General features: G+C 43.7%; 11 protein-coding genes. 3 read left to right on the forward strand and 8 right to left on the reverse strand.

From position 1 onward, the window contains the following. Positions 1-4: 4 nt before the first annotated feature. On the forward strand, positions 5-760 hold the full coding sequence (locus tag KS4_RS03040; RefSeq protein ID WP_145074448.1) for a hypothetical protein: 756 nt from the start codon (positions 5-7) through the stop codon (positions 758-760). Positions 761-775: 15 nt separating this feature from the next. Here the strand turns inward: KS4_RS03040 and KS4_RS18095 are convergent, their stop codons facing one another. Then, on the reverse strand, positions 776-991 hold the full coding sequence (locus KS4_RS18095; protein WP_145074451.1) for a cysteine-rich CWC family protein: 216 nt from the start codon (positions 989-991) through the stop codon (positions 776-778). Between the two features lie 35 nt (positions 992-1026). Further along, entirely contained in the window at positions 1027-2133 is a 1107-nt protein-coding gene (locus KS4_RS03050) for an Ldh family oxidoreductase (protein ID WP_145074454.1), read from the reverse strand. Positions 2134-2383: 250 nt separating this feature from the next. Here KS4_RS03050 and KS4_RS03055 point away from each other — a divergent pair, with 250 nt between their 5' ends. Further along, positions 2384-3859 (forward strand): alkaline phosphatase, encoded by a 1476-nt coding sequence (locus KS4_RS03055; RefSeq protein WP_145074457.1) that lies wholly within the window; start codon positions 2384-2386, stop codon positions 3857-3859. A gap of 66 nt (positions 3860-3925) precedes the next feature. Here KS4_RS03055 and KS4_RS03060 read toward each other — a convergent pair whose 3' ends face one another. From KS4_RS03060 to KS4_RS03070, 3 genes are all read right to left on the reverse strand, one after another. Beyond that, positions 3926-4909 carry a phospholipase C/P1 nuclease family protein gene (locus tag KS4_RS03060; protein WP_145074460.1) on the reverse strand — a complete coding sequence of 328 codons (984 nt, stop codon included), beginning with the start codon at positions 4907-4909 and terminating at the stop codon, positions 3926-3928. Next, entirely contained in the window at positions 4851-5501 is a 651-nt protein-coding gene (locus tag KS4_RS03065) for a lamin tail domain-containing protein (protein ID WP_145074463.1), read from the reverse strand. The genes KS4_RS03060 and KS4_RS03065 overlap by 59 nt, the downstream gene beginning before the upstream one ends. Positions 5502-5651: 150 nt before the next feature. Then, a complete protein-coding gene (locus KS4_RS03070; protein ID WP_200761513.1) occupies positions 5652-6833 on the reverse strand; it encodes a Gfo/Idh/MocA family protein in 1182 nt (393 codons plus the stop codon). On the opposite strand from KS4_RS03070, the gene KS4_RS03075 reads away from it, so the two are divergent. Then, positions 6827-7888 carry a helix-turn-helix transcriptional regulator gene (locus KS4_RS03075; protein ID WP_145074469.1) on the forward strand — a complete coding sequence of 354 codons (1062 nt, stop codon included), beginning with the start codon at positions 6827-6829 and terminating at the stop codon, positions 7886-7888. The two genes, KS4_RS03070 and KS4_RS03075, sit on opposite strands and share 7 nt — an antisense overlap. Positions 7889-7949: 61 nt before the next feature. Here KS4_RS03075 and gndA read toward each other — a convergent pair whose 3' ends face one another. The 3 genes from gndA to KS4_RS03090 all read right to left on the reverse strand — a co-directional run bounded on the left by gndA (position 7950) and on the right by KS4_RS03090 (position 11810). Beyond that, positions 7950-9479, reverse strand: a complete 1530-nt coding sequence (gndA, locus tag KS4_RS03080; RefSeq protein ID WP_145074472.1) for an NADP-dependent phosphogluconate dehydrogenase — start codon at positions 9477-9479, stop codon at positions 7950-7952. 285 nt (positions 9480-9764) lie between these two features. Continuing rightward, entirely contained in the window at positions 9765-10736 is a 972-nt protein-coding gene (locus KS4_RS03085; RefSeq protein WP_200761514.1) for a phosphoglycerate dehydrogenase, read from the reverse strand. A 363-nt stretch (positions 10737-11099) separates the two neighbouring features. Continuing rightward, positions 11100-11810 (reverse strand): ABC transporter ATP-binding protein, encoded by a 711-nt coding sequence (locus KS4_RS03090; RefSeq protein ID WP_145074477.1) that lies wholly within the window; start codon positions 11808-11810, stop codon positions 11100-11102. Between the last annotated feature and the right edge of the window lie 10 nt (positions 11811-11820).

Consider the following 11820-nt stretch of genomic DNA (forward strand, 5'->3'; position numbering starts at 1 on the left):
ATTGATGTCTAAAATATCTTTATATACACGTTCAATAGTTTGCTATCTATTAGTCGCTTGTTTTGCCACATCTCTTTGGGCCGGTGAGACTCAGAAAGCTAATAAGGACTATTTCAAACCAAGTGGTCAATATGTTTTGGATGTTGCGTATAGTTATGATAATGGCGGTAAGTATATTTGGAAGAAAAGCACAGGTGTGCCACATGACTTGATTCATAAAGGTGAGGTTGTACTTAAAAAGCAGCCAGAGGGCACTTACTGCTGTGGTTTTACTGTCACGATTGCTTTTGAAGTCGCCCAAGATTTCGGTTTATTTGATGAATTTTCGCCAAAGCAAGTGAAGAGATTTCAGCAGGAATGGTATGGCAGTATCAAAGAGACTGCGGAGCGTCAGGGGGCAATGGCGATGTCTAATTTAAAGATAGGCGAGCAAGTTAAGAATTGGAAAGATGTTCGGCCTGGAGATTTCTCGAATTACTGGCGTAAGCCTAAAGGTGGTCATTCGGTAATCTTTGTCGATTGGGTTAAAGAAAAAGGAAAGATTGTTGGTATTAAATATCGTAGTTCGCAGGGATCAACCAATGGGATTGGTGATAATGTTGAGTATTTCTACGGTGTGAAAAAAGATGCAAAGGGGAAGTTAAAGCGTGGTGTTGATCGAGATAGAATATATTTTTATCGTTTGTATACACCAGATGATTCGGAAAAGATCGAACAAGCCAAAAAGCGAATGGCTAGGCGATTAAAAGAAGAAAAATAAAAAAATAAAAACGCCTTATTTAAGGCGTTTTTTTGTGTTGTTATAGTTGTCAATACACGTTTTGCAAATGCATGATTTGTTTATGTATTGGTCAGGTATTTGGTCTAATAAATCCTGAGGTATCGTTGCGCTTACACACCAACATTCGCCTGCATCGGTTTGATGTAAGTAGCAGTTATTTGGTTTGCTGCACAATGGACAAATTTTCTCAATATCTGATTCTGCATTCATGTTTGCATTTTAGCACAAGATATTGTGTTTGGCTCTTATACTTGATGAGCAACTAATTGGTCAATTGTGAAAGGTATGTCAGAATCCTTGGCAATCTGCTCAAATTCCAATATTTCAGCCTCAGTAAATAACAGACCCCCGGCTTTGTCACTCTCGCAGGCAGCTTGATGTTCTAATTGTCCAGGTAACAAGCAGTTTTCGTTTCCATGCCCAAGTATATCTAGAATAACAGCTTTTGTATTCTCACTCTGGTTGCGTTTGTCGGCAAACAGGCCTGAACTAACCGCATCAGGATGGATGACTTGGAAGTAGAAATTAGGCGTTGTTTTTTCAATTGTTCCAGTTGTAATATTTTCTGGACGCGATCGTAACGTAGGTAGCGATCCACCAATTAATGCTGCGACTAATTCATTAATCAATGAGAGTCCATAGCCTTTGTGTTTTCCAAAAGGCAGTAGTGCTGAAGCGTTATGGGGATCTTGTGTTGGATTACCTTTGGAATCAACAGCAGCGTCTGGTGGTAATTGCTTGTTTTCTCGTTTGAATTGCTGAACACGTCCCATTGCGACTGTACTAGTTGCCCAATCGATGACGATTGGATAGCCAAGTGCATCCATTGTTGGAAATGCCCACGAGTGTGGATTTGTGCCTAGCGTTGGATGTTTGCCCATAAATGGCACAACCTCCGCTAATGCGGCAGTGCAGCATGTGTATGCAATGTAGCCGCGCTTAGCTGCTTCCATGACATACCCGCCACCCCATAAGTAGTGAAATGCTTCGTCAACACTCACGATGCCAACACCGTACTCATCTGCCAGTGTCATTGCTTGTTCAATAGCATTGAATGCGACCGCTTGGCCCAGTTTTTTATGCGCGTTCCAAACGGTGCAAGCTTTAAATCGATTCGGTATTTCTTCGATCTCGGCACGGGGGGTACAGCCTTGGCTTTTTTGATTACCTGACCCAAAAAGGTCATCTAAATGCAGCGCTTTAATTGCATTGTGTGTTTTAATACCGTGCCATGATGCCATTGCACAGAATCGCGCAGCTTTATCGGCTTCATCCTGGTTAAAACCTCGTTTGAGATATGCAGATGTAACGATTGTGTTATGTAGATCCAAGGGCATTATGAGGTCGTTCATCGTTTTTTAACCAATCGTTTACTTTTTGATGAATGTTTCTAAAACACAATTGTGCTAGCATTTAGGCTTAACACACACAATATCATGATTTTTAACGAAAGTGATATATGGTGTTTATGTGTGGATTCTGAGGGCGAATCCGTCAAAATTATGCCTGAAACAGTAGGTTATGTACGTAAGAAGGCTTACATGACAATAGCCATGCTCTAAACTTATATATAGTTTGTGATCATTTTCATGAGGAGTTGATATGAAGCGTTTTTCGATGATTATTACATTGTTTTTAGCGACTTTTTTCATATATGTGAACGCTTTTGCTGATCAATCGGGAATTAAGAATGTGATCGTAATGATTGCCGATGGCTCTGGATACAGCACTTTAGATGCAACTCGCTACTGGACCGGCGAGCCATTGATCTATGACCGAGATGATTGGAAAAAATATGCAATGGCTACATACTCCTATTCAGGCCCTAAGGGTGCTGATGAGCAGGATTTGAGTCGTGTCTATAACCCGGCAAAGGCATGGGATGGTACGCCAGTGGAAGGTAGTTCAGGGCGGTACCCGTACTATTTTGAAGGATATAAATGGCATCGAAGCACCTATCCAGATTCTGCAGCGACAATGTCGCAGATGATGACTGGTGTACTTACATCAAACGGTAGATTGAATGTTGGACCAAATGGCGAAAATCTCGTTAGTGTGCCGGAACTAGCAAAGCAAGCTGGCAAAAAAGTAGGCACCATATCTTCAGTTTTCTTGAGTGATGCTACGCCAGCTGCTGGAGGTGGCGCTCACAACATTAATCGGAAAGAGTACGCAGCTGTAGCAAATGAAATGTTTGATGCGGGTGTTCTAGATTTAATCGGCGGCACAGGTAATCCTGAATACAATGATGACGGGCAATCTGTCGTTCCTTCAAAGGATACCGATTACAAATACGTTGGCGGCAAGGAGACGTGGGAAACATTAAAGGCAGGTACACATCCAAATGGTTGGCTGTTAATTGAGGACAAAGAATCGATTATTCAATTAGCAGAACAAGGTTTAGATGAAGATCGCCGTATTGCAATGATTCCGCAGGCAAGAATAACATTACAGCAAAATCGATCTTCAACCGGTAATTCACGAGAAGCTGTCCCTGGTGATGATCCACTAAATACCAATGTGCCGACGTTGGTTGATATGACCAAAGCGGCATTGAATGTTGTTGGGAAAGGCGAAGATGGATTTTTTCTTCAAGTTGAAGGTGGCGCTGTTGATAAGGCAATGCATCTCAATCAAGCGGGTCGAATGATTGAGGAATACATCGATTTTCATCAGGCTGTCAAAGCGGTTTCAGATTATCTAACACACAACACCGATGGCAATAACTGGGGTAATACTTTGGTAATTGTGACTGCTGATCATGATCATCTGTTGTGCGGGCCAGATGCGCATAAGAAACCATTTCAGCCAATTATCGATAATGGGGCAGGGGTGATGCCCGGTTATCGATGGTACTTTAATAGCCATAGCAATTTTCCCGTGCCATTTTTCGTCAAGGGAGCGGGAGCTGATCGATTTGATCAGTTACCAAAGCAGATGGATTACTATGAAAGCAATGGCGAGCAGTTTGGGCGAGGTTTGTATTTCCATCAAATAGATATGGCACGCGTGCTTAAAGACATCTATCAGAATGAAATTTCTGATAATGAACAGAATAAAGAGCATCGTTTGCCATAAAATTGTGTTGAGTAGATATTAAAAAAGCCCACTAAATGTGGGCTTTTTTAATAACCTTGTAAAAAACTATTTTTTGTCGGGTAGTTGATTAGGATCAAAGCTATTATCGAAATTGTTCCGATCGAGCCATGACGGGATCACTTCTTTCTCTGAATTTACCCAAGCAGTTAAGAATAAATTTGCAACAAATCTAGATGCAGCCCGTTCTCGATTTTTCGTAAAAGCGATCACATCTTTATCGTATAAGTCTAAATCACGAGCTTCAGGGAATTTATCTGCTAATTCGTATGTCTGTTTAACATAGCTATGACTTTCTTCGAGTTCAGTAAGAACATATAGAAATAAATTATCAGCAGGCTTTATATCATCCAAAGCAACATCAAAGATTTCGTTAAATGTTATTTTACTGGGTAAGGCATCAACTTTTGCGTGGATCCCTTTATGTTCTATGTTGCCGTCTTGTTTAATCCAACCATTGAAGTGCTTGGTCGTGTGAAGAGGCATTTTTATATCAGCCGCATAATGAGATAAGTTGCCGGCATATATTAAACATTTAGCTTTTACGTGTGGATTGGATGGATCTTTTCTGTATTCAGCAAATGCAATGGTAAGGCGTTGGGTCCATTCGGTTATAGCATATGGAGCAGTACCAACTTTTTGGGGACTAATTTCTAGTTCATTACAGAGCTCGTAAAATTCATAGCGCGTGTTTGGTAGCTTGTTATCACCAATTAACTCTTTATCTAAATAATGCTCACTGCTTTCAAAATCGGTGAGTTGCTTTGTATTTGGTGATTTCATTACATCTGGATCAATAGAGCAATGTGCGATTGTTTTGAAACCGTCTTTGAAAAAAATAGGGAAGGTATTAGGAAGATTTTGAGTCGCAGCCATGGCCGCATAATAGTGGCCTTCATCATGCCAAGCTGTAGCACTATTGGGTGCTAAACTTATCGTTGATATTGCGATTGCAGTGATGAGTCCTGTGATCTTACGGCTTTTGTTTCGAGATAAAGCCGGGAGAGCCTGTATCTTGTTTGTCGTATTCATTTGTGACCTGATTATGTCTTGCACCATCGGTGCCGGCCTTTGATTGTTTCCAACTCTTACCTTGGTCATTCTCGGCCGTGGAGAGTTTGTCAGGCAAAAGATAAATACTCGGCCCCTGTTTTGTATCGGTTGGCCATGGTTTATTGTCGTCGTAGTTTACCCGATCTATTATGCGTCCAGAACCGTCATGTAGTGTGAGAATTTCATTTGTTTCGGTGGGATTATTGGCAAGGCCTTTGAGGCCACCGTTATTCCATTTTTTGACAGTCATGACTAGAAAGTCGCCTGGCCACGCCTTTCTGAATTCTTCAATTTGCTGGTCGTCTGGTATCAAAACAATTGCATGATTTGGTGCAATTTCAATCTGTTGTGTAAATGGTTCACTCTTGCCATCTTCGTCACTTAAATACCAGCCACGTATTGGGACCGTTTCGTCGCCGGTGTTGTAAAGCTCAAGCCATTCTGTACGCGCGGGTACTTTTTCTCGACTTGCCGGGTTGTACATAATCTCGGTGATCAAAATTTCAGCTTCAATAACGTTTGCGATGAGTACGTTTAGGCATAATACTGTGAAAATTGCAAGGTATTTCATGATGCTTGCCTCCAGAATAGAAAGATAACACTCGAAGCTGTCGCTGTCACGAACAAAGCCCTGGCATGGACAATCAAAAAAGCCTGATCCCTTTTTATGGGAATCAGGCTTGCATCTATAAAAGTGCACTGCAGGGTCTATGTTATCGCTTTAGTTTTTGCAGCAGGCAGTGTTGCTCAAACCCGCGCTTTCCCACCATTCGGAAAGTTCAACGACTTCGCCAGTTTCCATAGCTTTATCCATCGCGAAGCATGTTGCTGCTGCGACAAGTCCGTCTTCAAGTGAAGCTTGTGGTGCTGCACCCTTGGTCATTGTGTTGATGATGCCTTTGACCATGATGGTGTCGCCATCGCCGTGGCCACCGCCTGTTGCATCGATAACCGTTGTTGGGGCTTCCCAATCGATACGACGGAACTCAATTTTGCCTGTGATCAAGTCAGCTCTGACAGCACCTTCTGTACCCAAAATGTACATGCGGCGTTCTGGGATGCCAGCGTTGCAGCTTGTATGGAAAGTAACATTGACACCATTTTCATACTCAAGAATACCGACTTGGCTATCTACGATGTCCTTGTCGTTCCTGAAAGGCGTCTCGTGGCTGTAGATCCAGCCTTGATAGGCTGGGCGGTCATCCTTTGGATTTGGCCCAATACGATCCTGGTGATGTTTGTTTGCATCGGTGAAGAATGTGCAGCTACCAAAGCTGGCTACACGTTTGGCCTTAGAGCCAATAATCCAGTTCACAAGATCAACATCGTGGCAACATTTTTCTAGCAGGTGTGTACCCGCTAATTCTGTCTTGCGACGCCAGTCTTGGTGGATGTAACCGCCATGATTAAATTCAAGAGTCTCATTGAATTCGAAGCTCATGATGTCACCGATTTGGCCGGATTTCACAATTTCATTGATCTTGTTGTAAAGCGTTGCATATCGCAGAACTAGGCCGAATGAAAAGATTTGGCCAGGAGCAGCATTCATGGCTTTTTGCATCGCGAGGCAATCTTCAAAATTCGTCGCAAGCGGCTTTTCGCAAAAAACGTGCTTGCCGCACTCGAGTGCCTTGATTGCATGCTCCTTGTGGAAACAATTCCATGAGCCAATCATGATCCAATCGATATCATCAGCCTCGCAGAGGCTCTCGAAGCTGTCATAGATCACAGCCTCAGAAGCATCGCATCTGGCTTTGCATTTCTCAATAGATTCAGGATTCGGGTCGTATAAGCCGGAAATCTTGATCTGGTCACACTGTTTGTCCAATCGCTCCACGACATCCATCAATCGGAAGCCGGGGCCGATCAGTCCTACACGTACTACATCATGGCCATTTGCCATCATCTTTTCCTATCAAACAGGTAGCAAAAAGGGGGTCTTTACCAACTTGTATGATAAGGTATAATATCGAAATAGGTAAGTACATAGCCAAAATGACTAAAGATTTAACAATTACGACGGATATTTCCATTCCGCCACCCCCACCTAACCGTGCTTTAGCCGATGGTGCTGATTGGGTAAGGTTGGAAGGGGCTGTTTGCGCCATTTCAGATTGGCGTGAGATGTATATGCAGCACATCTCAGGGGATGTGATTGTGCCTGATAAGGTCTTGATGTTTAAACGCCGTGCTCCCATGCTTGGGCCAGCACATCGACATGGCCGGTTTGTCCTGATCATCCCCATTCGAACACGCGCAGATGTCATTATTGACCAAACGTTTTATCGCATCGGCCCGAGTCAGGCGCTCATGGTCTTTCCATGGCAGTTTCATCATTTCGCGAACTTTGAAGAAGAAGATCTGACCTGGCTATTTATGACGTTTGAATTAAAAGATGAAAAGCAGATCGCGTCACTTCGCTCAACACCGCTCACATTGAATGATCAGATTAGTCAAAACTTGATCACGCTAACAGAAATTTATGAAGCTCGAGATGCATCTGTTTCTGCAGTTGAACAAGAAATCAGATTGCGTTTTGGTTTGGTTCTCCAGCAATTGCAACGACAGGTTCAACGTCAAATCAAGCCGTTCTCGGGTGAGTCTGGCGACGTTCGTTCTGCTGCGGTTCCGCACCTATCTCTTTTTGAATCCGTTGCGAGATATCTACTGGACAATATGGAAGAGCCGGTTTCAGTTGATGATGTCGCGGAATGCCTTGCGATGTCCAACTCTCATCTGCGTGAGCGATTTAGAAAACAGTATGGCATGTCAATTGGCCACTATATCCGTCAAGTCAAGATGCACCACGCCATGCGTCTACTATCAACCACAGATCTGTCTGTTGCGCAAATTGCTTCTCGAACAGGCTTTCAATCTGTGTATGCTTTTTCGCGTTCGTTCAAACGTGAAACAGGTAAGTCGCCAAGACAATTTCGAGACAGTCTGATTAGCGAATAGATAGGCATAAAAAAAGCCCGCAAAATAGCGAGCTTTTGAATAATCGTGAATTATTGGTTAATTATGCCTTGTATTGTGGACGTTTAGGATCTGGCCAATCAATATGGAACATCTCACCGCGTTTTTTATCTGTACGCTCGTAAGTATGTGCACCAAAGTAATCACGCATGCCTTGTAGCAGATTCGCTGGTAAGACCTCACTTCGGTATCCATCGTAGTATGCTAACGCCGAACCAAATGCAGGTGACGGAATGCCATGCTCTGCACAGAGCGATATGATTTTTCGCCAATCTTCTTGGCCAGAATGTATCGCCTTCTTGAAATACGGGTCCATCATCAGGTTCTGCAATTTTTTGTCATTCGCATACGCATCTGTAATTTTCTGCAGGAATCGAGCGCGAATGATACAACCGCCTCGCCAGATCTTTGCGATCGTACCGAAGTTTAGCTTCCAGTTGTATTCCTTCTGAGCCTCCGTCATTAACTGGAAACCCTGTGCGTATGCACAGATTTTTGAGCAATACAAAGCTTCGCGGATCATTTCTACATACTTGGCCTTGCCGCGTTGGATCGGCTTAATTTTAGGCCCTTTTAATACTTTGCTTGCTTTAACGCGTTCATCTTTAAGAGCGGATAAGCAGCGGGCATAGACCGCTTCACCAATTGCATTAGCGGGTACACCAATATCTAACGCATTCATAGCAGTCCATTTGCCTGTTCCTTTTTGCCCCGCACGATCCAATACGATATCAACAAACGCCTTGCGTTTATTCGTTGGATCTTTTTGCTTAAGAATATCAGCCGTAATTTCAATGAGGTAACTTGAGAGTTCGCCTTTGTTCCACTCTTCAAATACTTCGCCAATCTCTTCAGGCTTCATTGCAAGCAAGTGGCGCATGATTGAATATGCTTCGCAAATCAACTGCATATCAATGTACTCAATCCCGTTATGCACCATTTTTACATAATGTCCCGCACCATCTGGGCCGATATGAGCGGTGCATGTTTCACCGCCTTTAATAGGCTTGCCGGCCTCAGCACCTTGCAATTCAGCACCGGTCTTTTTATCTACTTTCGCAGCACATGCGCGCCAGATCGGCTTAATGGCATTCCATGCTTCTTTCGATCCGCCCGGCATCAATGATGGGCCAAACCTCGCACCCAGTTCACCGCCCGATACGCCGCTACCTACAAAGTGAATCCCTTTTTCAGCAAGCTCATTTTCGCGACGAATCGTATCCGTCCACTCACTATTGCCGCCGTCAATGAGAATATCACCCTTATCAATTAATGGCAGTAATTCCGCGATAACCATATCCACAGGCCTGCCAGCCTTCACCAAGAATATAATCTTCCTAGGCTTGGCAAGTGACTTAACGAAATCCTTCAGCTTTGCGTAACCAATAACACGATCTGCGCTCGGCTCACCTGATTGGCATCGTTCAATGAATTCTTCCATTTTTTCCGTCGTACGGTTGTAGACTGAAACCGTAAAGCCGTGGTCAGCCATATTCAGTACGAGATTTTGTCCCATGACCGCTAGCCCGATCAGGCCAATATGATGCTCCCCATTATTTTGGTTCTTTGCCATCTCAGCGTTTGCTCCATTTTTCTTACCCCTCAGGATCTCAGCAAAATACATCATTAAGCCCTCATGATCCCGAGTGGTTTTGTTTCGTGAATCTTAGCCCTGATCCTGCCAGAGCATGAATATCTCCAGCAATATCATAAGCTTTCTGATAAACCGCGTTTATTTAACACAATATCGCAGCTTCTCGGGACATCGCTCTGATCGACATTTCAGCGATGCCACTTTCAATTATCAAATCCTATAGCCCTTTTTATCATTCTATTACGATATAACTATTGGCTTATCCTAGTTATTCGCTTGGATGTAATCTTCTACACCCGCCAAATAATTCAGTAGATTTTTAGTTGCGCGCATTGCCTGTCGTTCAACGCTCTCCTGAGTTCGGCTGCCTACATGCGGAGTCATTAAAATATTATCGACCCCAGTAAATGGATGCTCGGCACGCATTGGCTCTTCGTTTAGCACATCAGTTCCATATCCTCCCAGCTTTCCACTTCGGCAAGCCTCGGCAACATCATCTTCAACAATCAAACCGCCTCGAGCAGTATTGATGAGATAAGCCCCATCTTTCATCTTCTTAATCGATTCACGATTAATTAATCCACGTGTTTCATCGCTAAGGAATACGTGCAAGCTGACAATATCTGACTCTTTGAGAAGTTCATCGATTGTTTTTGCATGCTTGACACAATACTCGCGTGCAAATGCATCGTCCCAACGATGATCGTAGCCGATCACATTCATGCTAAAAGCTTGAGCACGTTCGGTAAGTGCCCTGCCAATTCTTCCCATTCCGACAATTCCAACCGTTTTGCCCATCAATTCATGACCTGTCACTCGTTTCCACTCACCATGCTTGCAAGCATTCATATGGATCCAGAAATGCTTAGCTAAGCCAATAATGAGCCCAATCGCATGTTCCGCGACAGTCGTATGATTCACACCCGGTGTGAACAAGACCGGAAGACCCTTATTTGTTGCATAGGCCACATCAATTGAATCTAACCCAATGCCATACTTCGAGATGACTTTTAGCGGGGTAGGGGCTTCCAACGCGATATCGATAAACTTGGCAGTAATCTCATCATCGCCATTCAATAATCCATCAAAGCCACCATATTCTTTGACGAGTTTGATCATTTCAACTTCGGGTAGCGGCCCACGAGCTCGGACAATCTCATATCCCGAATTTTCTATGACATGATGGTGCTCACCAGGTGTGTCTTGGTAGCTGGTTGTTGTTAATAATACCCGCATCAGGCGCTCCTCTAATCAGATGTTAGCTAAGAGCCTGCCGTAATAAATTCTATTTGAGGCGCGATATTGCCAAGTGTGTTTACTGGATTGACAGCCACGCTCATTCGGCAGGCTGCACATGCCTCCTGACATTACACACTGTCATTTTCATGAAGCCTGCAATCGACGCACCTGTGCATCATTCATATGTCACTGCATACATAACACGAGTTGATGTACCCAACAAAACTACCACCCATTCAAAGTATGTCAAGACGTACTGATATTACGCACTGTAAAAAACGGTGTTATCCGAATATTCGTGTATTGTTTGATCTGATCTGTAAAATCAATGATTGAAATTGCCAAAATCGAAATGATTCGCTACTCAAGTTTACCTTTAACCAGCGTAAGGCTGCGATCTGCAATTTTTGCGATCCCTTCGTCATGCGTCACAAGGATCAATGTTTGCCCGCCTTGATGAAGAGATTGGAATAATTCGATGATTGAGCCGCTCGTATCAATATCCAAATTTCCTGTTGGTTCATCCGCCATCAACACGTCTGGCTCATTGATCAATGCTCTTGCGATCGCAACTCGTTGACGCTCGCCGCCAGAGAGTTTGCTTGGCCGGTGTTTCATGCGATCTGATAACCCAACTTCCTCTAGCAGCATCTTTGCTCGCTCTTTAACTGCTTGTCTTTTTCCAGCCCAACTCAGCAAGCTTTTCCCTACCATCGACCCAATCAAAACATTTTCAAATGCATTTAGTTCTGGTAGTAAATGATATTGTTGAAAGACAAACCCCACATGCTGATTGCGATATCGATCTAGTTTTCCGCCGCGTAGCCGAAAAACCGGGTCGCCGTTGAAGAAAACCTCGCCTTCATTAGGTCGATCCAGCCCGCCGAGCAGATGTAACAGCGTGCTTTTTCCTGATCCAGAGCGGCCATAAATCGCGACAAACTCAGATTGCCTGACCTCCATATCGATGCCGCGCAAGATATGCAGATCCTGACCGCCCATCCGGTAGTGCTTATGCAAAGTGCTTGATCTGAGCACCGGTTCTTGGTTTGTCGTCGTGTCCTGATTCATATTTACTTCC

Source organism: Poriferisphaera corsica, assembly GCF_007747445.1.
In the GTDB taxonomy this organism is placed as follows: Bacteria; Planctomycetota; Phycisphaerae; order Phycisphaerales; family Phycisphaeraceae; genus Poriferisphaera; species Poriferisphaera corsica.